Below are 22,429 nucleotides of genomic sequence, written 5' to 3'. Positions count from 1 at the left end.
CGGCGCTCGCGAGCGCCGCGGACGGTGGGGAGGGTGGGCGGCTGACGGTGAGCGGGGGGGGTGGGGGGCTGACGGTGAGCGGGGGGTGGGGGGCGAGAAAGCGCGGAAAGGTGGGCCGCGCGCCCGAAACGGGCGTCCTAGACACGAAGCATCGAGCGAGAAAAGGGGCAGTTCGCTGAAGCAGTGCGGGCCGCCTTCGAAGCGGCGGATGGCCACGCCCGTCCACTCGGCCGGGCCCGACCCGTCAGCGGGAGGACGGAGGACTGCGTGGCCCCGGGGTCACCAGGGGGAATGAAGCCCGTATGCCGGCCCTCGCAACTCCCCCGCACAGCACCAGGCTTGTCGTCGTCCAGCCGCTGCGCCGCAGGCACTGTGCCGGGTGCCGTCGCGGGCCGGTGTCCATGGTGGTCCTGGAGGACGGCGCGCCGCGCTGCCTCGACTGTGCCGACCTGGGGCATCTGGTGTTCCTGCCGCGCGGTGACACGGCGTTGACCCGCAGGTCGCGGGAAGAGAGCACGCTGTCGGTCGTCGTCGTCCGGTTCAACCGGCGCAAGGGGCGCTACGAGCGCCAGGGCGTCCTCGTCGAGGAGGCGGGGCTGGTCCGGGCCGAGGCGCGCTGTCTGGCGGACGCCGAGGCGAGGCGGCGGCGCAGGGCACGGGACGCGCGGCGGCGGGCGGCGCAGGACGCGCGGTTCACGGAGGCCTTCGCGACGGAGATCCTTCGGCTGTTCCCCGGCTGCCCGGTGGACCGGGCCCGTACGATCGCCGCCCACGCGTCGGTGCGGGGTAGCGGGCGCGTGGGGCGCAGCGCAGCCGGGCGTGCGCTGTCCGAGGGGGCGGTCGTCTCGGCGGTCGTGGCGTCCGTACGGCATCTGGACACGTCGTACGACCGGCTGCTGATGAGCGGAGTGCCGCGGCGCGAGGCGCGCCTGCGGATCGCCGCGGGGGTGGAGACCGTGCTGCGGGAGTGGGGGTGGGGGGCAGGGATCGGCTCCGGCGGGGCGTGAGGTGCCGAGTCGTCTCCGAAGGCGCGCTCTGGACGCTCGCGTATGGGTCGGAGGCTCGTGGCGATGTTCGCGGTCGACCGGCGGGAATTCACTGGTGGTGACGGAAGGGGCCGGGCGGTTTCCCGGCGGGAGGTGGGAGGAGACGTGGTGATGATCGATGGACCGTACCTGGTGCTGACGCTGCTCGGGGTGATCGGCACCGGGCTGGTGGCCGGGACGTTCTGCGGCTTCTCGACCTTCGTGATGAGGGGCCTGGCGTCGCTGCCGCCCGCGCAGGGCGTGGCGGCGATGAACGCGATCAACGTGAGCGCGGTGACGCCGGCGTTCATGCTCGTGTTCGTTGGGTCCGCGGTGGTGTGTGCGGTGATCGCGGTGGTGACGTTCGTGCTCTGGCCGGACGAGGGGACGGTGGAGCTGCTGGTGGGGAGCGCGCTGTACCTGTTCGGCTCGTTCGGGGTGACGGTGATCGCGAACGTGCCGCGCAACAACGCCCTGCTCAAGCTCGCCCCGGGCACATCGGAGGCAGCCAGGTACTGGCCGACGTACGTGCGCGAGTGGACGGTGTGGAACCACGTCCGCACGGTCGCCTCGGCCGCTGCCGCCGTCGCGTACGTCCTCGCTCTCACGTGACGGGCGGCCTGGTCCCACCGTGCGAGAAAGCGCTGTCCCGTCCTCTGCGCGGGAGACCGGCGGGACGTATCGTGGCCGGAAGAGTGCCGCCCGATGACGCAAGGCCTGCCACACGCGTACGCAAGGAACACGGCCATGGCCGATCCCAAGGGATTCATGACCACGCCCCGCCAGGACTGGCCCCGCCGGCCCGTGGAGGAGCGGGTCCGGGACTGGGACGAGGTGTACGTCCCGGGAGCGCTGCTCCCCATCATCAGCAAGCAGGCGGACCGCTGCATGGACTGCGGCATCCCCTTCTGTCACGACGCATGCCCGCTCGGCAACCTGATCCCCGAGTGGAACGACCTGGTGTCGCGGGAGGACTGGCGGACGGCGAGTGACCGGCTGCACGCCACCAACAACTTCCCGGAGTTCACCGGACGGTTGTGTCCCGCGCCCTGTGAGGCGGGGTGCGTGCTCGCCATCAACCAGCCCGCCGTCACCATCAAGAACGTCGAGGCCGCCATCGCCGACCGGGCCTGGGAGGAGGGTTTCACCCCGCCGCGGCCGCCGGACCGACTGTCCGGGCGGACGGTGGCGGTGATCGGTTCCGGGCCCACCGGTCTGGCCGCGGCGCAGCAGCTGACCCGGGCCGGGCACACGGTCGCGGTGTACGAGAAGGACGACCGGATCGGCGGGCTGATGCGGTACGGCATCCCCGCGTTCAAGATGGAGAAGCACCATCTGGAGCGGCGCATAGAGCAGATGCGTGCCGAGGGGACCAAGTTCCGCACGTCGACGCAGGTCGGGCGGGACATCATGGCCGCCGATCTGCGGTCGCGCTACGACGCGGTGGTGGTCGCCACCGGGGCGACCGCCTGGCGGGAGCTCCACGTGCCGGGCCGGGAGTTGACCGGCATCCACCAGGCGATGGAGTACCTGCCGCTGGCCAACAGGGTGTGCGAGGGGGACCTGGAGACCTCGCCGATGTCCGCCGCCGGCAGGCACGTCGTCATCGTGGGCGGCGGCGACACCGGGGCGGACTGCCTGGGGACGGCCGTACGGGAGGGTGCCGCGTCCGTCACCCAGCTGGACATTTACTCCCAGCCGGGCGCGGACCGCGACGAGGACACCGATCCCTGGCCGACGTACCCGAAGATCTACCGGCTCTCGGCCGCGCACGAGGAGGCCCGCGATCTCGGGACGGCGCCGGCGGCGGACGCGGACGCGCGCCTGTTCGCGGCGTCCACGCTCCGCTTCACCGGCGACGGGAACGGGCACGTCCGCTCGCTGCACCTCGTCGAGGTCGACGCGCACCGGCGGCCGGTCGAGGGCACCGGGCGGGCGCTCCCCGCGGACCTCGTCCTCCTCGCCCTCGGCTTTTCCGGGCCGGACCGGGAGGACGGCCTCGTCGAGCAGCTGGGGCTGGCGCTGGCGCCGCGTGGCACGATCGCGCGGGACGCCGGCTTCGCGACGAACGTGCCCGGCGTGTTCGCCGCGGGGGACGCGGCGCGCGGACAGTCGCTGATCGTGTGGGCCATCGCGGAGGGACGGGCTGTGGCGGCGGCCGTCGACCACTACCTGACGGGGAGTTCGCGCCTGCCGGCGCCCATCCGGCCGCACGACCGCCCGATGACCGCGTAGGGGCGGCGACGGCGGGGGTGATGCCGCGGAGAGCGCTGGCCCCGGGGGCCGGGGACGTCGGCGGCGCCGGCCGCCGAGGCCGGGGCGTCGGCGGCGCCGGCCCTCGAGGCCGGGGCGTCAGCGGCGCTCGTCCGTCCCTGCCACCTTGGCCGTGGCGAGGGCCACGCGGTTCCACGTGTTGATCGTGCAGATCAGCGCGAGCACCTGGGCGAGCTCCGCGTCGTCGAAGCGGGCCGCGGCCTCGGCGTAGACGTCGTCCGGGACGCTCTTCTCGGCCACGAGCGTGACCGCCTCCGTCAGGGCGAGGGCCGCCTGTTCCCTCTCGGTGAAGAAGTGGCGGGCCTCGCGCCAGACGGCGACCATGTGCAGCCGGTCCTCGCTCTCGCCGGCCTTGCGGGCGTCGTTGGTGTGCATGTGGAGGCAGTACGCGCAGTGGTTGAGGTGGGAGGCGCGGATCTGGATCAGTTCGACGAGAGCCGGGTCGAGGCCTTCCCGGGCGGCGGCGTCGAAGCCGACGAGGGCACGGAAGGCCTTGCGGGCGGACCGGGCGAAGTCGAGTCGGGTGCGGGCGGATCCGGCGGCGGCGATCGCGACGGAGGGGTCCGCAGGGGTCGCGGGGGCGATGGTTCGCGTGGCGGGCGCGGCCGGCGCGCGGTGGGTGGCCTGCGTGTGCGCGGTCTGGGTGTCCTGCGCGTGTGCGGTGTTGGTCGTCATGGCATTGAACCTATGGGCCGTAAAGACCGCCTGTAGGGTGCATTTTCATGGAGGAATCGTGGGTCAATTCCGCCGAACGGATCGGTGCAGACCTGCACCTGGAGCTGTTCGAGCCGGGCGGGCGCCGGGCCTCGCTGATCCGGGCGTTGCGGGAGGCCGTACGCAGCGGGCGGCTCGCGCCGGGCACCCGGCTGCCGCCGTACCGTTCGCTCGCCGCCGACCTCGGGGTCGCCCGCAACACGGTGGCCGACGCCTACGCTGAGCTGGTGGCGGAGGGCTGGCTGACCGCTCGCCAGGGGTCCGGTACGAGGGTCGCCGATCGCGCCGAACCTCTGCGACACGCCGCGCGGACACCGATCAAGGCACCTCTACGCGCGCGTGGACCGCTGCACGACCTCCGGCAGGGCGCTCCGGACGCGTCCGCGTTCCCGCGCGCGGCCTGGCTGGTGTCCTATCGGCGCGCCTTGCAGCAGGCGCCCAGCGAGGTGTTCGGACCCGGCGATCCGGCCGGGCGCCGTGAACTGCGGGAGGCGCTCACCGAGTACCTCGCACGCGCCCGTGGCGTGCGTACCGAACCCGAACGCATCGTCATCTGCTCCGGTTTCGCGCACGCGCTGCGCCTTCTGTTCGGGCAAGGCGGAAGCGCGGGCCGGAACGGAGGGGGAGGCGGACACGTGGGCGGGGGCGATGACGGGGTGCTGCACGGCCCACTGGCCGTGGAGGCGTACGGGCTCGGCTTCCACCGGGGGCTGCTGGCGACGGCGGGCGTGCGGACCGTTCCGCTCGCCCTCGACGCGGACGGGGCGCGCGTCGGCCTGCTGGAGCGTGAGCGGGGCGTGTTGCTCACGCCGGCGCACCAGTTCCCGACCGGCGGTCCGCTGCACGCCTCGCGCCGGGCCGCCGTGATCGACTGGGCACGCGCGCGTGGCACGGTGGTGCTGGAGGACGACTACGACGGCGAGTTCCGCTACGACCGCAAACCCGTCGGCGCCGTCCAGGGCCTCGACCCCGAGCGGGTGATCTACATCGGCTCGGTCAGCAAGAGCCTGTCCCCCGCGCTGCGGCTGGGCTGGATGGTGCTGCCGGAGCAGTACGTCGACGACGTCCTCGCGGCCAAGGGCGAGCGGGAAGCCTGGGCGAGCGTCCTCGATCAGCTGAGCCTGGCCGACTTCATCCTCTCCGGGGCGTACGACCGTCATGTGCGGCGTATGCGGCAGCGGTACCGCCGGCGTCGGGACCGCCTGGTCGAGGCGCTCGCCGAGCACGCGCCCCATGTGGAGGTCACCGGCGTCGCGGCCGGGCTGCACGCGGTGCTGCGGCTGCCGCCGGGCACCGAACGCTCCACGGTCAAGGCGGCCGCCTGGCAGGGCATCGCCCTGGACGGCCTGGCCGCCTTCCGCCACCCGGAGACGACCATGAGGGCGGTGGACGGACTCGTGGTCGGCTACGCGACCCCGTCGGAGCACGCGTACGGTGCGGCGGTGGACGCCCTGTGCGGAGTGCTGCCACCGGGCGAGCAGCGCGGCCCGTCCACCGTGTGAGCCCTTCAGGCGTGAACCGGCCGTGATCAGGCGTGATCAGGCGTGCGGGAGATCCTCGGTCGGCTGCGGGACTCGCCCCCGCGCCAAGCCCCAGGCGCCAAGCCCCAAACCTCAAGGCTCAAGGCTCAAGGGCCCGGCGGAGCCCAAGCCACGAGTCCCCGCCCCCAGGCCCCACGCGCCCAGTGCGAGCCAGAGCCCCGCGTCAAGCCGAAGGCCCGGACCCCAGGCCGGGGGTCCGGGCCCGAAGCTGCAGCCCCACGCCCCGGACCCCAGGCTTGAAGCCCGAAGCCCCAGGCCCGAAACTCCAGGCCCGCGCCCCAAGACCGAAGCCCCAGCCCCAGGCCGCAAGTCCCAAGCCCCGCGCCCCAAACCCCAAACCCCAAGCCCCAAGCCCCAAGCCCCAAGCCCCAAGCCCCAAGCCCCAAGCGGCAGCGTCAGCCCATTCGTCCCACCGCCCCATATCCCGGAATCACGCCGTCGTCCTGTCCCGGCACCTGTTCCCCCAGCTCCGGGTGCCAGTCGGGGACGATCGCGACTCCGGGGTCCACCAGGTCGAGGCCGTCGAAGAAGCGGGTGAACTCCTCGCGGGAGCGCAGTGCCAGCGTGACACCGGCCGCCTTCAGCTTGGCCGTGGCCGCCGCGGACTCCTCCGGGGTGAAGTCGGCGGTGGCGTGCGTCATCATCAGGTAGCTACCGGAGGGGAGTTCGGCGAGCAGGCGGTCCACCAGCTCGTGCGCGCCGTCCTCGTCGGAGATGAAGTGCAGCAGGGCGACCAGCGACAGGGCGATGGGCCGGTCGAAGTCCAGGATCTTCCTGGCGCCCTCGACGATGGCCGCCGGATCGCGGACGTCCGCCTGCAGGTACTCCGTGACGCCTTCGGGCGTGCTGCGCAGCAGGGCGGCCGCGTGGGCCAGCACGATCGGGTCGTTGTCGCAGTAGACCACGCGCGCGTCGGGCGCGATCTGCTGGGCGACCTGGTGGAGGTTGGGCTCGGTCGGGATGCCCGTGCCGATGTCCAGGAACTGCCGTACGCCGTTCTTGGCGAGCCAGCGGGTGGCCCGGTGCATGAAGGCGCGGTTGACCCTGGCCATGACCGGGACACGGGGGTCGAGGGCCAGCATCTGCCGGCCCATCTCCTCGTCCACGGGGTAGTTGTCCTTGCCGCCGAGGTACCAGTCGTACATCCGGGCCGGGTGGGGCTTGCTGGTGTCGATCTCGACGGCAGTGGTGGGGTCCTGCCCGGTCATGAGGCGCTCCGTAAGACGCGGTGGGTGGTCGATGAAGTAGTCAAGGAAGTAGTCAAGGGCGTAGTCAATGCAGAGCCATTGCACAGAAGCTGAATCAGGACAGGGGCATGCGCCTCAGGACAGCAGGAAGTCGGCCACCCCCGCCTTCGCGCCCTCGATGAAGGCCGTCATCTCGTCGGTGGTGTAGATCAGGGCCGGACCGTCCGGGTCGGTGGACTGACGTACGGCGATCCGGCCGTCGGCGAGCTTCATGGCCTCCAGGCAGTTCCCGCCGTTGCCGCCGCTCCACGGCTTGTGCCAGCCTTCGCTGCCCAAGTCCCGCGCGGGCATGCCGTTGTAGACCCGTTTGCGCGGCTTGATGCGATCCATTCACAACTCCTTGCGGAGATCCCGGAGGATCTCCTTGGTGCGATGTGCTGTAGCGGCCTGCGCCGCCATGCGGTCCATGACCTCGAGGTGGGTCGCCACCTCGGTGCGCGCGTCGAGGTAGACCGCGCCGGTCAGGTACTCGCTGTAGACCATGTCCGGAAGCTCCGTCATGGCGAATCGGAACAGCACGAAGGGCCCGTACGTACCGGGGTGCGGCCCTGCGGAGAACGGGGCGACCTGCAGCGTCACGTTGGGCAGCTTCGTGGCCTCGAGCAGTTTGTCGATCTGCGCGCGCATCACCTCCGGGCCGCCGACCGGGCGGCGCAGCACGGTTTCGTCCATGACGACCCACAGCCGGGGGGCGTCCTGACGAGTGAGCAGTTCCTGGCGTTGCATGCGCAGGTCGACGAGGCGCTCGATGTCCTCGGGCCGGGTCTGGCCGATGGCGCCGGATCTCAGGACGCCGCGGGCGTAGTCCTCGGTCTGGAGCAGCCCGGGGACGAAGTGCGGCTCGTACTGGCGGATCAGGGCGGCCGCGCCCTCGAGGCTGACGTGCATCGAGAACCAGCCGGGCAGGACGTCGTGGAAGCGCTGCCACCAGCCCGGCTTGTTGGCCTCCTCGGCCAACAGGACGAAGCCGTCGGCCTCTTCGTCGCTCACGCCGTACGCCTTCAGCAGCAGCTGGAGGTACGGGATCTTGAGGGCGACCTCGGCCATCTCCATACGGCGGACCGTGGCGGGTGCGACGCGGAGGATGCGGGCGGCCTCCTCGCGCTTGAGCCCCGCGCGTTCCCGCAGGTCCAGCAGGCGCCGGCCGAGGACGACCTGTCCCACCGTCGGCGCGGACCGCGGTTCGCTCACGCTCCACCTCCACGAAGAGCCCGGTTCGGGCGGCCTGTTGAGACCGGTCGGCCGGTCACGAAAAGAATGCTGACAGCCCTACGGCGCCACTCGAAGACCGAATCGAAGATCTGTACGAGTGAGTACTGATCTCCAGTGATCCCAACTGGCGCCGTTCAACGTGCTGTTGCGAGCAGTGTGCCACGGCGGTCCACCGCGTCACACAGCACTCTGCATTTTTCAGAGTGACACTTGCCAAGTGTTCACGGCGGGGCGATAGTGGCAAGCGTGATTCCGTCCGCGCCCTTAGGAACAGACGCCGCCGCAGGCCGCCCCCAGGGTCTCGGCGCCGATGGCGCTCCTCCCGCCCGAGCGGGTTCGAGAGTGGGGGAGGGAGCAGGCCCCGACCAGGCCGCTGCCGAGCGCCGATTCCGTTTCGAGCTGGCCGCCCATCCGGGCTCCCCCGCGCAGGCAAGACGTCTGACACGGGCTCGACTGACCGGCTGGTCGGTGTGCGAGGACACCTGCGACACGGCCGATCTCGTCATATCCGAGCTGGTCACCAACGCCATCGTGCACACCGCGAGCGGCACCGTCGTCTGCGAGCTGTACGACGGCGGCGACCTCGTGCGCATAGCCGTGCGCGACGAGGGCTGCGCTCCCGGTGAGCCGCACCCGTCCCCGCAGCGGCCCGAGGAGGAGCACGGGAGGGGACTGTTCCTCGTCGACGCCCTGTGCCAGGCGTGGGGCGCCCAGGAGAACGGCCCCGGGCTGCTGGTCTGGGCCGACCTGGCTCGCGGAGGTGACCACGGCGTGCGTGCGGAGGCCGGTCCCGGCGACCACGCCGAGGTGCTGGACGCCCTCACGGGATGCCACGCCGACGCCGTGTCCGAGGACGGCGTCCCGGAAACCCGTGTCGGTCCGGGCGTCCCCCGTAACGACCTCGGGTGGGGCGCCCGCCCGAAGCCCGGCCCGGCCGACGGTTCGGGCGACGAGGACGACGCCACGGAGCACGCCGACCACGGCGATCACGGGGACCACGCCGAGCAGGAGCACGCCGAGCAGGGGCATCGGAGCACGGCCGCGGAGGGACGGATACCCGCCCCCGCACCCCGAGCACACCGCGGCCCCGCGGCCGGCGAACCGCTTCCCCATGTGGCCCCACAGCTGCCGCACGTGGCTCCCCAGCTGCCGCACGTGGCTCCCCAGCTGCCGCAGCTGACCACACAGCTGCCCCATCTGGCCACGCAGATGCCGCACGTGCCCCCGCAGCCGCCCCACGTGCTCCCGCAGCTTCCCAACGTGCCCCCGCAGCGGCATCACGGCCAAGAGACCCGCAGCCGCGCGACCGGCACCCCCGCGGCCGGCCCGGTCGACGCCTTCCCGTGGTCGACCGACCACGCTCTCGACACCGCCCCCAAGACGCCTTCCTGGCGCCCGCGCTCCGGGACCGGACGGAACCTGGACCGGGACCCCGCGTGAGCGCCGTGCCCGGCCGGTCGCCGGTGCTCAGCCTCGACACCCTCGTACGCCTCCGGCGCGACCGGGGCCGCAGCGCCACGGCGCCCCGCCGCCTCGCCGTGCCCGAGGGCATGACCGCCCCGCTGGGCTGCGACGCCGTCGCCCTTCCGGCAGCCCTCGGCGAGCTGGTCATGCCCCGTCTGCCGCGCGTGGGCTGTGTCTACGCCGACGAGGCGCACTGGTGGTGGCTCGTCCCCTCGGACTCCGACTACGCCCTGGAGTGGCCCGCCCCCGCGCACTACGCCACGGGCGCGCTCGTCCCGGACTCCCCGCACGCCCCCGACCTCATCCACCGGCCGGACGGCACGCTGCCCTACACCCCGCCTATCCCCCTCTACCTGACGGTGTGCCGCCTCACGGGAACGGTTCCGGCCTGGTCGCGTCCGATCAGCGCGTAGGACACACCCGCGCGCACGACACACCCGCGCGTAGGCCACACCTCGCACGGGGCACCCCGCGAAACGGCGCCGTAGGCCACACCCCGCGCGGGGGCACCCCGCGAAACGGCGCGGTGGGGCGCGCCGCGCCACAGCGCCGCACCGCGCACAGTGGTGCGGCCGCGTCTGCCGCTCGCGGGCCGGCCGGTCGCCCCTCACCCACCACGCGCCCCGCCCCGCTCCCTCCGGCGACGCCCCCGGGCGCACGCCCCCGCGCACCGGCCGCCCCGCCTTGCGCCCTGCCTTCCCGTCGCCCCTGCCGCGATAGTGGCCACTTGTCCACGATCGGGGGAGGGCGACGATGCGGAAGGTGCCGAAACAGCAGCGACCTGACGAACGTGAGGTGTCCGAGTCGGAGCGGCTGCTCTTCGGGGGCCCGCTCCGCTACGACATGGGCTGGAACCAGCACCGGGACGCCTTCCTGGAGCTGAACTTCCGCGCCATGCTGGCCCGGCTGCCCTCCCTGCTCGCCGTCAGCCTCCGCCTGGCCCGGCAGGCCGACCCCCGGGCCGCGGGGGTCGTGCTGGCCGCGGAGGTGGGCCGGGGCGTGGTGCAGGCGGTGAGTCTCCTCGCCGTGAACACCATCCTGGGCCGGCTCGTCGGCGAGGGTTCGATCGAGGACCGGCTGCGCGGCGCGGCGCCCGCGCTGGCCGCCATGGCCGTCGCCCTCCTCGTCGGGGCGGTGCTGCGGGCGGCGTCGACGTACGCCACCGGGCGGCTGGAGCCCAAGGTGGAGCGGGTGGCGACCGAGCTGTACCTGGAACGGGCGGCCGCCGTGGAGCTGGCCGCGATCGAGGACCACGCCTTCCACAAGCTGCTGGACACCGCTCAGTACGGCGCACGGTCGGCGGGCCGGATGATCATGTACGGCACGCGGGTGATCAACGCGATCATCTCGCTGGCCGCGGCGGCGGGCGTCCTGACCGTCCTGCATCCGCTCCTGCTGCCCCTGCTGGTGACGATGACCCTCCCCAGCGCCTGGAGCGCCCTGACGAACGCCCGGCGCCGCTACGAGTCCTTCCACACCTGGGTGCAGCACGCGCGCGCGGGCCACCTCCTCGCCGGCCTGCTCACCGAACCGGCGGCCGCGCCCGAGATCCGCGTCCACGGGGTCGGCCCCTTCCTGCTGCGCCACTTCCGCTCCATGTCGGAGACCGCGGAGGCGGAGCAGGCCCGGCTGGCCCGGCTCGCCGCCCGCACCGGCCTGTTCGCGGCGGCCTGGACGGGCCTGGCGACGGTGGCGACGTACGCCACGCTCGGCGGTCTGCTGATCACCGGGACGATGGCGCTCGCGGTGGCGGGCACGGCCGTGATCGCGATCCGCAGCGGCTCCGCGAGCCTGAACACCCTCGTTCTGGAGATCAACCAGCTCCACGAGGAAGCCCTGTTCGTGGGCGACCTGCAACGCCTCTACGCCGAGGCGGCCGAACGGGCGATCCCGGAGGGCGGCACGGCCCTGCCCGAGGACCCCCGGGAGATCCGCTTCGAGAACGTCACCTTCGGCTACCCGGGTGAGTCGGCCCGCCCGGCGCTCGCCGACGTCAGTCTCACCCTCCCCCTCGGCCGGATCATCGCGCTCGTCGGCGAGAACGGCTCCGGCAAGACGACCCTGGTGAAGCTGCTGGCGGGGCTCTACACGCCGGACCGGGGGCGAATCCTGTGGGACGACGTCGACGCGGCGGACGCCGACCGGCGCCAGCTGGCCGAACGGATCGCGATGGTGGCGCAGGACTTCAAGCGGTGGCCGTTCACCGCCCGGGTCAACGTCGCCGTCGGCCGCTCGTCCACGCCGCTGACCGAGGAGCGGCTGGCGGACGCGATCGGGGAGGCGGGCGCCGAGGAGGTGGTCGCGGACCTGCCCCGCGGTCTGGACACGCTGCTGGCCCGGCACTTCAGCGGTGGACACGAGTTGTCGGGCGGGCAGTGGCAGCGGCTGGGCATCGCGCGGGCGGCGTACCGGCGCGGTCGCATCCTGATCGTGGACGAGCCGACGGCGGCCCTGGACGCCCGGGCCGAGCTGGAGGTGTTCGAGAAGATCCGCGCGCTGGCCGACGGCGGCCAGACGGTCGTCCTGATCACGCACCGGCTGGCGTCGGTCCGCCACGCCGACCTCGTGCACGTCCTGGACCAGGGCCGGCTGGTGGAGTCCGGAAGCCCGGACGAGCTGCTGGCGGGCGGCGGCGTCTACGCGGAGCTGTACGCGCTCCAGGCGGAGCAGTTCACGAGCCCGCGGGCGGCCACGCCGACGGTCGAGGTGACGGACACGCCGACCGCCGAGGTGACGGCCACGCCGACCGCCGAGGTGACGGCCACGCCGACTGCCGAAGTGACGGTCCCGTCGACTGCGGAGGTGACGGCCAGCCCGACGGCCGAGGTGACGGCCCATGCGCCCGCGTCGAAGGCGGGCTGACCGGAAGGGTGTCCGGCGCGCCGACGCGTCAGTCCGTGGCGTCGCCGCCGCGGACGATCACCAGGAACGTGTCGGTCGCGAGGTCCATGACCACCTCGGCGGCCAGCCCCTCCATGCGTCGCGCGTGCGCGAACTCCTCCGCCGGCCACGACCCGCGCGGCCCGCCTGCGGGAAAGCGCTCGAGCACCGTTCGCCCGTTCACCATCTCGCACCTCCCAGAAAGCGTCGTACTTGTGAGGAGTTAACGCTCCCGGGGCACGGATCGCCTCGCCCGGTGACGGTACTGAGACGTAGTTGACACTCGGTCAGCGCAGAGGGTGAGAATTCGATCACCTTGCGAACACAATGGCTACGGCCCGCGTCAGAACTCGTACTCATCGTGATAGCGGACGGGCTCACTGCCCGCAGGCGCCCCGAAGCACGACGCCCGTCCCTTCGGTTCCTCCCACGCCTCCTGCCGCCCGAGGGCCGTGAGGTCCAGGAAACCGGTGGTCGAGCCGAGTCCGTCGAGCCCGCGCTCGTAGGTCGAGTAGGTGTGGAACACCCGGTCGCCCTCGCGCAGGAAGCAGCTGACCCCGGGCCGCTCGACCAGCTCTCCCTCCCGCTCCAGGGTTACTTCGAAGTCGCGGTTGAAATCACTGCCGTACGAGGAGTACCAGGGGGCCGTCCAGCCCATCCGGGCCTTGAACGGCAGGATCCGGGTGAACGGCGCCCGGGAGACGACGGCGAACGAGGTGTCGCGCGCCTTCAGGTGTGCGAGGTGGCCGACCTGGTCGAGGAAGGCGGAACAGCTGCGGCAGCCCGCGTTCCACTCCGGGGCGAACATGAAGTGGTGAACCACGAGTTGGTGGCGCTCCTCGAAGAGGTCCGCCCGGGTCGCCTTGCCGTCGCCGCCCTCGAAGACGTACTCCTCACCGATCTCGACCATGGGCAGGCCGCGCCGTTCGGCGTTGAGCGCGTCCCGCGCGCGGGTCACCGCCTTCTCCCTGACCAGCAGTTCCTCACGCGCGGCACGCCACTCCGCGCGCGAGACGACCTCCGGAAGCGACATGGGCCCTCCAGTGCAGCGGTCCGTTCGTGGTGGTGACCGATGCCGGGAGCGGAACTCATCGCCGCCGCGGGACTTTTCTCCCCACCCCTTTCCTCCCTGCCGGCTGGCCTCCCTGCCCCTCCTCAGGTGTCGTACTGCTGGATGCGCCGGCCGTGGCTGCGGTCCAGGAGCGCGGGCATGCGCTGCCCCAGTTCCCGCACGACCCCGGGTACGTCGAGGGTGAGCAGCTCACGGTCGCGCATGAGGACCCGGCCGTCGACGATCGTGGTGCGTACGTCGGAGGAGCGGGCGCTGTGGACGAGGGTCGCGGCGAGGTCGTGCACGGGCTGGGTGTGCGGGCCGGTGAGGTCGACGAGGATGATGTCGGCGCGCCGGCCAGGGGCGATGCTGCCGATCCTGTCCCCCAGTCCGAGGGCTCGCGCGCTCTGCGTGGTGGCGTGGTGCAGCGCCTGACGGGAGGTCAGCCAGCGGGGGTCGCCCTCGGTGGACTTCTGGATCAGGGAGGTGAGGGCCATCGACTCCCAGACGTCGAGGGAGTTGTTGGAGGCCGCGCCGTCCGTGGCGAGTCCGACGGGGACCCCGATCTCGCGCAGGGCCCGGATCGGGGTGGTGGTGGGCCAGGCGAACTTGAGGTAGCCGCGGGGGGCGCTCGCCACGGCCGTACGGCCACGCGCGCGTGCGAGGACGGGCAGGTCGCGTTCCAGGATGCCGGTGCCGTGGGCGATCAGGACGTCGGTGTCGAGGATCCCGGTGCGTTCCAGGACCTGGACGGGGGTGACGCCGTGGCGGGCGAGGCTGGTGTCGGCCTGGTCGCGGTTCTCGGAGGCGTGCAGGTGGACGGGGAGGCCGTGGGCGCGGGCGAGGTCGGCCGTGGCGGCGAGGTCGGCGTCGGTCACGGTGTACGGGGCGTGCGGGGCGAGGGCGGTGGTGATGCGGCCGTCGGCGCCGCCGCGGTGGCGGAGCGCGAACTCCAGGGACTCCTCGCGCCCGCGCTCGCCCTGGGAGGAGAAGTAGGCCTGACCCAGATGGGCCCGGATCCCGCACTCGGCCACGACGGCGGCGACCGCGTCCATGGCGAAGTAGTGGTCGGCGAAGCAGGTCACGCCGCCGCGGATCATCTCGGCGCAGGCGAGCCGCGCGCCGAGTTCGACGTCCTTGTCGGTGAGGTTGGACTCGACGGGCCAGACGACGTCGTTGAACCACTCCTCGGTGGGCAGATCCTCCGCGAGGCCTCGCAGGGCGACCATCGGCGCGTGCGTGTGGCAGTTGACCAGTCCCGGCATCGCGATCTGGCCGCCGGCCTCGATCCGTTCGACCGCCGGGATTCCGGCCGCCTCGGCGGCAGGGGTGACGGCGTCGACGCGTCCGTCGCGCACGACGACGGCGGCGTCCTGCAGGAACCCGACGCGCTCGTCCTCGCCCTGAACGTCGTGCACGAGGACGGCGCAGCCGGTGATGAGGAGGTCGGCGGTGTCGGGTGGGGGCGGGGAGGGCGTCCGCGAGGGCGTCATCACGTCACCGTACGACGCCGGGGCAGACCTGCGTGAGCCGTGGCGCGCATCGTGTCCCGAACCCGTCGACGGACCCGGCGCGGGCGGGTGCGGCCCGCTCACCGGGGCGCCTCTCCGAGGCGGCAGCCGAACAGGCGGCCCGGTCGCCGGGCGGCGTGGCAGCGGCGTGGCCGAGCGGCGAGGCGGCCGGTCGCCGGGCGACCTGCAACCGCCCCCGACGCGAACGCCGACGGCCGGTGACCGCCGAACGCTGGGACGCTGCCCGGCCGACTGTCCCGCCTAGACGGCCGCAGCCCGCCCCGGGATCTCCGTCTGCACCCCCACCCGTTCCCCCTGGACGGCCAACTCACCGAGGAGTTCCCTGAGGAGGTCGCTGTGCCGGGAGTCGAGTCGTCCCGTGTCGTCGAGGTGGACGGCGCAGGCGGTCGTCGTGTCGACGAGGCGTTCGAGGAGGGCGGCGACCTCGTCCGTGCCCTCGGTGTGCCGGGCGAGGGCGGGTAGTTCGGCGGCGGCCAGGGAGATGGCGGTGCGGGCCTCGGCGAGGGTGCGGTAGGCCTCGCGGCGCAGCGTCCAGCGGGCGGCGCGGTCGTCGGAGCCGTCGAGGACGTGGAGGAGGTAGGCGTGCGCGGCGGTGGCCGCGGCGGCGAGCCGGGCGCGTACGTGCCCGCCGCGCTCCCCCGGCATCGGCAGGTGCCCGACGATCAGCACGAGCGCGCAGGCCAGCAGGGTCTCCCCGATCCGGCTGACGGAGGCCTGCGGCTCCCCGCCGACCATCACCAGGGCCAGGACCAGGACGGTGACGACGGTGGTCTGGGCGGCGAAGTGCCGTGTGGAGACGGGGATGAGCGCCCCGCACACGGCGACCAGCGCCACGAGACCTTCCGGCCGGGGCAGTACGGCGGCGAAACCGGCGAAGACGAGCGCGCCGAGCACGGTGCCCGCGGCCCGGCACAGCACCCGTGACACCAGGGGCCCGAGGTCGGGCTTGACCAGGAAGACGGCGGTGGCGGGCAGCCAGTACCAGTGCGTGTGCTGCCCGTACCAGTGGGAGTGGTGCAGGGCCTGTGCGATGGCGGCGCTGGCCCCGAAGCACAGGGCGACCCGCATCCCGTACTCGCGCCCGCCGACGCCGAGGGCCGTCCGCAGCACGTCACCGGGGCTCCGCCGCCGGGTGTGCAGGTCGCCCCCGCCGCCTTGGTCGAAGGCGTCGGCGGCCTGCAGCAGGGCGTCGTCGAGGGCGCGCAGCGCGGGCGCCGATCGGGAGGGCGCGGGCAGCGGCCCGGTGGACGCGTTCTCCCGTACGGCCGCGGCGAGGCGCCGGGGCCCTTCGGAGACGCGCCCGGAGACGGGCTCGCCGGCCCAGGCGAGTGCGGTCGCAGCCTCGGCGAGGGGCAGCGCGGCGGCGTACTGGGCGTGCAGCCGGCGCTCGGTCGCGGAGCTGGCGTACCGGCGCAGGCGGGGGCCGGCGAGGGCGTCCTGCGCGTGGTCGAGGGCGGCGGTGAGGGCTGCTCGGCGGGCGGTGGCCTGCTCGGTGCCGGCGGCGTCGAGCAGGTCGGCGACGGCCTGGTACACGTCGGCGACGGCGGCCCGTTCCCCGTCGAAGCGGAAGTCTCCGGTCAGTGCGCCGGGCGTGGGCAGGGCGAGGCGCAGCACGAGCAGCCAGCAGGCACCGGCGAGGAAGGCGAGGGCGCGCGCCCCGCCGCTCTCGGGGAGGGGCATCCCGGCTCCGACCGCGGCGGCGACCAGCAGCTGCGTGCCGGCGCCCGAGGCGACGGGCCCGATGGCGCTCATGCCGCCGGCGAGGAGTCCGAGCCCGGTGAGCACGAGGGTCAGCGCCACGGCTCCCAGCCCGTCCCCGGCGTACGTGCCGGCGAGCAGGCCGCCCGCCCCGGCGAGCGCGGGCGCGCCGAGCCGCCTGACGGCGGCGCGTCGGCTGCCGGGCCGGTCGTTGATCCCGGCGAGCATGGCGGCGATCGCGGCGACGACTCCCAGGGAGGTGCGGTCGGCGAGCACGGCCACGAGCAGCAGTGGTCCGGCGGCCAGCGCCCCGCGCACGACCGCACTCCACGGAACGGGCCCGCGCTGCGTCCGCAGGGCGTGGGCGAGCCAGGGCGGCAGAGGGGTGAATGCGCGAGCGGGAACGTGCGGGCGCGGGGACACGGAGCTCCTGTCGTGACGAGGGCGGGGTGTGCCTTCGGGCGACGGTGGCCGGGGCTGTGGGGGCGTGCGGTGGTGCTGGGGCTGTGTCTCCACGGTACGGGCGGATCTTGGAGAGGTGGGGACGGATGCGTTTCAGCGCGGTGACACTTCGCCGGAATTCCGAGTTCTTTATGAACGCAATCCCTCGAGAGGGAAGGCAAGCCCTCGAACGGCCCGGAAGGGCGCTCGCCGGGCTGAGGGGCAGCGTGCGCCCTCTCCGGACGCGCGCCTACGCGCCCTCCGCCGTGCGCGCCGCCTTGGCCGCCGCCGCCGTCTCCCCGAGGAGGACGCGTTCCGGACGCGCGCCTACACGCCCTCCGCCGAACGCGCCGCCTTCGCCGCCTCCACCGTCTCCTCGAAGAGAGCGCGGGCCTGTTCGAGAGCCTCGGTGACGCTTCCGTTGCCCAGTTCCGCGAGGAGGTAGTCGACGCCCCTCAGACCCGCCCGTTCCAGGAGGCGCTTCTCGTTGATCACCCACTCCCCGCGCGCGGCCAGCACGGCGTGACCGGTCTGCGCGGCGGCGACGGCCAGCGCGCCGGCGGCTTCGGTGCGCCGGTCGCGGGGCGCGTGGTGGGCTGCCGCGTAGGCGAGGGTGGCGCGCGCGGTGCCGTACCAGCGTTCGCACGCCGTGCGGCGCAGCTCGTCCGGATAGCCGGCCGGTCGTGGCAGCCCGCCCCGCAACACGCGGTTGATCGACAGCTCGGCGACGACCAGGTAACTGGGGATCCCGGCGAGGTGGAACATCAGCGGCTCCACCCGGAAGCGCCCCTGCTGTGCCTCGGCCCGCTCGTGTTCGACGACGTCGAGGTCCCGGTAGTGGACGTCGACGCGCCGGCCGTCGATCGTCAGCCAGGCGCCGCCGTTGAAGACGCCGCCGCCCCAGCCGCCGACCTCGGAGACCTCGCCTTCCCAGCCGACGGCGCGCAGGTCGGCCGGGTCGAAGGGGCCGCGGTAGTAGACGGCGAGGTCCCAGTCGCTGGCGGGCTCGTGCGTGCCCTGGGCCCGGGAGCCGCCGAGGGCAACGGCCCGGACGGTGGGGAGGGCGGCCAGGCGGTCGGCGGTGGCGGCGAGGAAGTCGGCGTCGCTGAGGGCGGGCATGCGCGCAGCGTACGGATCGGCGTGCCGTCCCCTCCACGCGATTACGCAGCGGGCTCGGGGTCACTGTCAGTGGTGCGCGTTATCAAGGAAGCCGTCACGCAGTGTAACGACGGGGGAGGTCGTGATGACGACGCCTGAGCAGGACCACGAGGGTCGGGAGCCGGCCGACGGCCTGGGTGCGCAGCGGGTCCGGGAGGGTGGTGCCGACGCGCGGCCGTCCCGGACGCACCTTTCCGCGGCCGGTCTGCGCTCCCGGGGCTGGACGGGCGCAATGGTGCGGGAACTGCTCGGCGAACCGGACCTGCTCGGGGTCAATCCGCATGTGCGCTCGGCCCCGCCGACCCGCCTCTATCGGGTCGAGCGGGTCGAGGCCGTCGAGCGGAGTGAGGGGTTCCGTGCGGTGGCGGCGGCTGCCGCGCGTCGGTCCCATGCCGAGAAGGCGGCCGACCGGCGCAGGCGGCGGGAGGTGCTGGCGCGCATCGCGGCGGAGCCCGTCGCCGTCCCCAGGCATGCGCCGGAGCAGCTGGCGGCCTTGGCGGTCGAGCACCGTCGGCGCGGGAAGGAGGGGCGGGCGCACGGGCGGGAGGACGCTCGCGCGGTGGTCGCCGACCCCGATCCCGACACGCTCCGGCGGTGGAAGGTCGACTACCTGTGCCATCGGCTGGCCCGGTACGACGACCTCCTGAACGCGGCGGGCAGGGGCCCCGGCCGGACGGCCGCGGAGGAGTTGCTGCGGCGCAGGATCTACACGGCCATCGCCGAGGCGCACCCCGACCTTGCGCAGGAGTGCGAACGGCAGCTGCGGCAACGGCAGTGCGGACCCCCGCATGCCTGACCCGCCCGGGGTGGAGTTCAGCCCGTCGGAGCCTCCAGCCCCGTCCTCTCGGTAGCGGCTCGGCGAAGCATCCGGCTCGGCCGGTCCGCAGCCCCATGCCATGCCCATCAGCGCAGGCGAAGGTCGGCGCGGCCAGGACGGGCACCGTGGTGTTGCCGACCCTGGCGACGAGCTCCGCCGGGTCGGTGACGGCCTCACCGAACACCTCCAGCGGGCCGGCCGCTCCACCGTGCGCCACCTGTTCGGGGAGCGTTCGGACCACTCTTCCGCCTAGACTCTGCCGACCCTTCGGACACACGTCCGAACGGAGACAGGCGTGAACATGGGGACGGAGAGAACCAACATGGTCAGCAGACGTGGGCTGTTGAGTGGTGCGGCACTCGTGGGGGCGGGCGCGATGACCGCTGTGCTGGGCGGTGCGGGGAGCGCCGCGGCCGACGCCCCGCTGGACACCCCGTTCACCCCGGTCGGCGCACCGCACCTCGCGGAAGCCGAACGGATGGTCCAGTACCAGCGGCTGCTGGCGGCCGGCTACCTCACCGACGGCCTGGCCGGACACTGGCCGCTGGACGGCTCCGGCACCGACCGCTCCGGGCGCGGCCGCGCCGTCACCCCCGGCTCCGGCACGAGCTGGACGACCCTGCGAGCCGGCGGCGAACTCAGCTTCGACGGCACCTCCAACGCCTACGCCGCCACCACGTCCGCACTGGACACCACGGCCCCCTTCACCGTCTCCGCCTGGGTCTGTCTGTCGAACGACGCCACCAGCCCGGCCGACCTCACGAACATGTACACGGCAGTCAGTCAGGACGGCGCCAGTTGCAGCCGCTTCCTCCTCCAGTACGACGACACGGCCCACGCCTGGGCGTTCAAGGTCCGCAGCGAGGACCAGAGCGTCAAGATCTCCGCCCTGGCCGGCACCACCACCCCCGAGCTGGGCCGCTGGACCCACCTGACCGGCGTCTGGGACGGCAGCCGCATCCACCTCTACGTCAACGGCGTACTGGAGGGCAGCGCCGACGCGACCCTGTCCTGGGCCGCGACCCAGGGCTTCAACATCGGCCGGGGCCGCTGGGACGGCGCGTACGTGAACCGCTTCAAGGGCGCCATCGACGACGTCCGCGCCTACGGCCGCGCCCTCGGCGCCGACGAGGTCTCCCTGATCAGCGGCCGCACCGCCCGCCTCAACAACGTCTACCTGATCGGTTCCCCGTCGACCGTCACCTGGGGCACGCCCGACGACCTGACGAGCTGGACCGCCCGGGCCCGCTGCTCCTCCTTCATCACCTGGGTGCTGAAGCACACCTACGGCTGGGCCGACGACGCCTACTTCACCCAGTACTTCCAGGACCGCATCCCCGAGGCCGCCGACTACCGCCAGGCCTTCACCAACGGCACCGCCGGCCCGCGCTTCCGCCAGATCCACAAGGTCACCGACCTCCAGCCGGGCGACCTGATCTCGGTCGACTACAACGGCCAGGTCGCCGACAACACCGGCCACATCGTCATGGTCCGCGAGGTCAAGGGCGTCTTCAGCGGCGTCGCGGACTTCACCGGCGAGACCCAGTACGCCGTCGAGGTGGTCGACTGCACGGCCGAACCGCACGGCGTGTACGCGTTGACCAACTACCCCAAGTATCCCGACACCCGCATGGTCAGCCTGGTGAAGGAGGAGAACTTCGAAGGCGTCGGCATCGGCCACATGATGTTCTACGCCTCCAACGCCACCGGCGAGTTCTCCCGGTACCGCTGGAGCGTCAACACCGCCAAGACGAGCGCCCACTCCGTCGCGGACCGACCGATCGCCGCGGCCCGGATCGTCTGAGCGCCGGATCCCCCAGCCCTCGCAGCGGCAGGCGTCGGCGGCACCGGACGGTCACGGCAGTCCGGCCGCTGTCGCCGCCGTCCGCAGGACCTCCCGCAGCATCTCGGGGGTGAGCCGCCCGGTGAAGGTGTTGCGCTGACTGACGTGGAAGCAGCCGAAGAGGTCGAGGCCGTCCAGCGGCACCCGGGCCCCGTGCGCGAAGGCGGGCCGCGGACGGGGCACGGACCAGCCGGCCGCGCTGAGCGCGGGCAGCGCCGCCTGCCAGCCGAAGGCGCCCAGGACGACGACCGCCCGCAGTGTCGGCCGCAGCAGCCGCAGCTCTTGGACGAGCCAGGGCCGGCAGGTGTCCCGCTCCTCGGGGGTGGGCTTGTTGGCGGGCGGTGCGCAGTGCACGGGCGCGGTGACCCGGACGCCGTGCAGGACGAGCCCGTCGTCGGCGGACACCGACGTCGGCTGCGAGGCCAGTCCGACGTCGTACAAGGCCTGGTACAGCACGTCCCCGGAGCGGTCCCCGGTGAACATACGGCCGGTGCGGTTGCCGCCGTGCGCGGCCGGGGCCAGCCCGACGATCAGCAGACGGGCGTCGGGAGGACCGAAACCGGGCACCGGTCGCCCCCAGTACGTCCAGTCGGCGAAGGCCGCCCGTTTCGTCCGGGCCACCTCCTCACGCCAGGCCACCAGCCGGGGACAGGCCCGGCAGCCCGCGACTCGCAGGTCGAGAGCGGTGAGGGCGTGAGGGGCGTCCATGCATCCACCGTAAGACCGCACCGGCTCCGCGCCGGAACGCGCGGAGGTGCACGCGCGACGAGAGCCGGCGGGGCCGGCAGCATGAGCGGGATGGCCGCGTCTCCCCCTGCCTACTCCCCCACCCGCACCGCCCTCACCCAGATCCGATCCTCCGTCAGGTACCGGTCGACCCGCAGTCCGGCCTCGGACAGCGCCACCTCGAACTGTTCCTTGGTCAGCGGCCGTGAGAGGAACGTCTGTGTCCACGCCACGTCCGGGTACACATACTCGGCCCGGACCGAGTTCACCCCGTCGCCGACTGGGACCGCCGACAGGATCCGTACCGTGCAGCCGCTCGGGTCGACGCGCTCGCGGGGCACGTCGGTGTGGTAGTCCTCCCCCTCGCGCTGGATCAGGACGTACCCGTCCTTCGCGACGTGCCGTGCGCAGGTGCGCAGCATGCCCCGCCGTACCTCGACGTCCCCTGTGTGCACGAGGAACGACGCGAGCATCACCACGTCGAAGGTCTCGCCAAGGTCGAGGTCCTCGATGGGGCTGCATATCGTGCGTGCCCCGCGGACGCGTTCGAGCATGTCGGGGGACTCGTCGACCGCCGTGACGGTGAAACCGCGCTCCAGGAGAGCGTGGGTCACGCGGCCCACGCCGCTGCCCAGTTCGAGGATGTGGGCGCCCGCGGGCACGGCCGCGGAGACGACGTCCGGCTCGGTGCCCACGGGCAGGCGGGCGTAGTGTTCGACCGCGCAGCCGTCCGGAGTGATGGCACCGGGGCCCGTTCCCTCGTATCCCTCGCGCATGTCCAGCGTCATGCCTGTCGAGCGGCTCGG

Annotated in this window: 19 protein-coding genes and 1 pseudogene; 9 read left to right on the top strand and 11 right to left on the bottom strand. The window is 73.2% G+C overall.

The features are described 5' to 3' along the window. The first annotated feature begins 302 nt into the window (after positions 1–302). The 3 genes from ACIHAR_RS21750 (at position 303) to ACIHAR_RS21740 (ending at position 3,260) form a co-directional block, all read left to right on the top strand. Positions 303–1,007, top strand: a complete 705-nt coding sequence (locus tag ACIHAR_RS21750) for a DUF2293 domain-containing protein (RefSeq protein WP_400021137.1) — start codon at positions 303–305, stop codon at positions 1,005–1,007. A 150-nt stretch (positions 1,008–1,157) separates the two neighbouring features. Beyond that, positions 1,158–1,637: an anthrone oxygenase family protein gene (locus ACIHAR_RS21745; protein WP_365470303.1), complete on the top strand. Its 480-nt coding sequence runs from the start codon at positions 1,158–1,160 to the stop codon at positions 1,635–1,637. Between the two features lie 135 nt (positions 1,638–1,772). After that, positions 1,773–3,260 carry a glutamate synthase subunit beta gene (locus ACIHAR_RS21740; RefSeq protein WP_400021135.1) on the top strand — a complete coding sequence of 496 codons (1,488 nt, stop codon included), beginning with the start codon at positions 1,773–1,775 and terminating at the stop codon, positions 3,258–3,260. A 117-nt stretch (positions 3,261–3,377) separates the two neighbouring features. Here the strand turns inward: ACIHAR_RS21740 and ACIHAR_RS21735 are convergent, their stop codons facing one another. Further along, entirely contained in the window at positions 3,378–3,974 is a 597-nt protein-coding gene (locus tag ACIHAR_RS21735) for a carboxymuconolactone decarboxylase family protein (RefSeq protein ID WP_400021133.1), read from the bottom strand. Between the two features lie 47 nt (positions 3,975–4,021). Here ACIHAR_RS21735 and ACIHAR_RS21730 point away from each other — a divergent pair, with 47 nt between their 5' ends. After that, on the top strand, positions 4,022–5,515 hold the full coding sequence (locus tag ACIHAR_RS21730; protein WP_400021131.1) for a PLP-dependent aminotransferase family protein: 1,494 nt from the start codon (positions 4,022–4,024) through the stop codon (positions 5,513–5,515). A gap of 434 nt (positions 5,516–5,949) precedes the next feature. Here the strand turns inward: ACIHAR_RS21730 and ACIHAR_RS21725 are convergent, their stop codons facing one another. From ACIHAR_RS21725 to ACIHAR_RS21715, 3 genes are all read right to left on the bottom strand, one after another. Beyond that, positions 5,950–6,762 carry an SAM-dependent methyltransferase gene (locus tag ACIHAR_RS21725; protein ID WP_400021129.1) on the bottom strand — a complete coding sequence of 271 codons (813 nt, stop codon included), beginning with the start codon at positions 6,760–6,762 and terminating at the stop codon, positions 5,950–5,952. Positions 6,763–6,876: 114 nt separating this feature from the next. After that, entirely contained in the window at positions 6,877–7,131 is a 255-nt protein-coding gene (locus ACIHAR_RS21720; protein ID WP_365472439.1) for a DUF397 domain-containing protein, read from the bottom strand. Beyond that, entirely contained in the window at positions 7,132–7,992 is an 861-nt protein-coding gene (locus tag ACIHAR_RS21715; RefSeq protein WP_365472442.1) for a helix-turn-helix transcriptional regulator, read from the bottom strand. A gap of 258 nt (positions 7,993–8,250) precedes the next feature. On the opposite strand from ACIHAR_RS21715, the pseudogene ACIHAR_RS21710 reads away from it, so the two are divergent. The 3 genes and pseudogenes from ACIHAR_RS21710 to ACIHAR_RS21700 all read left to right on the top strand — a co-directional run. Then, positions 8,251–8,976, top strand: a pseudogene (locus ACIHAR_RS21710) (ATP-binding protein); the annotation flags it as partial. A gap of 473 nt (positions 8,977–9,449) precedes the next feature. Continuing rightward, the gene (locus ACIHAR_RS21705; protein WP_365472444.1) at positions 9,450–9,890 is read left to right on the top strand and encodes a hypothetical protein; all 441 of its coding nucleotides are present in this window, start codon (positions 9,450–9,452) and stop codon (positions 9,888–9,890) included. A gap of 340 nt (positions 9,891–10,230) precedes the next feature. Beyond that, positions 10,231–12,339 (top strand): ATP-binding cassette domain-containing protein, encoded by a 2,109-nt coding sequence (locus ACIHAR_RS21700; protein WP_400021126.1) that lies wholly within the window; start codon positions 10,231–10,233, stop codon positions 12,337–12,339. 28 nt (positions 12,340–12,367) lie between these two features. Here ACIHAR_RS21700 and ACIHAR_RS21695 read toward each other — a convergent pair whose 3' ends face one another. From ACIHAR_RS21695 to ACIHAR_RS21675, 5 genes are all read right to left on the bottom strand, one after another. Beyond that, the gene (locus ACIHAR_RS21695) at positions 12,368–12,544 is read right to left on the bottom strand and encodes a hypothetical protein (protein ID WP_199844529.1); all 177 of its coding nucleotides are present in this window, start codon (positions 12,542–12,544) and stop codon (positions 12,368–12,370) included. Positions 12,545–12,700: 156 nt separating this feature from the next. Further along, positions 12,701–13,390, bottom strand: coding sequence for a DUF899 domain-containing protein (locus ACIHAR_RS21690; protein WP_400021124.1), 690 nt, complete (start codon positions 13,388–13,390; stop codon positions 12,701–12,703). A 122-nt stretch (positions 13,391–13,512) separates the two neighbouring features. Further along, a complete protein-coding gene (locus tag ACIHAR_RS21685; RefSeq protein WP_400021122.1) occupies positions 13,513–14,901 on the bottom strand; it encodes an amidohydrolase in 1,389 nt (462 codons plus the stop codon). 279 nt (positions 14,902–15,180) lie between these two features. After that, positions 15,181–17,019 (bottom strand): FUSC family protein, encoded by a 1,839-nt coding sequence (locus ACIHAR_RS21680; RefSeq protein WP_400021315.1) that lies wholly within the window; start codon positions 17,017–17,019, stop codon positions 15,181–15,183. A 387-nt stretch (positions 17,020–17,406) separates the two neighbouring features. Then, positions 17,407–18,198, bottom strand: a complete 792-nt coding sequence (locus ACIHAR_RS21675; RefSeq protein WP_400021120.1) for a nucleotidyltransferase domain-containing protein — start codon at positions 18,196–18,198, stop codon at positions 17,407–17,409. A gap of 124 nt (positions 18,199–18,322) precedes the next feature. Here ACIHAR_RS21675 and ACIHAR_RS21670 point away from each other — a divergent pair, with 124 nt between their 5' ends. Beyond that, a complete protein-coding gene (locus tag ACIHAR_RS21670; RefSeq protein ID WP_400021118.1) occupies positions 18,323–19,033 on the top strand; it encodes a hypothetical protein in 711 nt (236 codons plus the stop codon). Between the two features lie 343 nt (positions 19,034–19,376). Then, on the top strand, positions 19,377–20,858 hold the full coding sequence (locus ACIHAR_RS21665; RefSeq protein WP_400021116.1) for a LamG domain-containing protein: 1,482 nt from the start codon (positions 19,377–19,379) through the stop codon (positions 20,856–20,858). 51 nt (positions 20,859–20,909) lie between these two features. Here ACIHAR_RS21665 and ACIHAR_RS21660 read toward each other — a convergent pair whose 3' ends face one another. Then, entirely contained in the window at positions 20,910–21,605 is a 696-nt protein-coding gene (locus ACIHAR_RS21660) for a uracil-DNA glycosylase (RefSeq protein WP_365472465.1), read from the bottom strand. 110 nt (positions 21,606–21,715) lie between these two features. After that, a complete protein-coding gene (locus tag ACIHAR_RS21655; protein WP_365472468.1) occupies positions 21,716–22,399 on the bottom strand; it encodes a methyltransferase domain-containing protein in 684 nt (227 codons plus the stop codon). Between the last annotated feature and the right edge of the window lie 30 nt (positions 22,400–22,429).

This window comes from Streptomyces sp. NPDC052016, from assembly GCF_044548445.1.
GTDB lineage: Bacteria > Actinomycetota > Actinomycetes > Streptomycetales > Streptomycetaceae > Streptomyces.
This window is presented reverse-complemented; position numbering and strand designations above follow the sequence as displayed.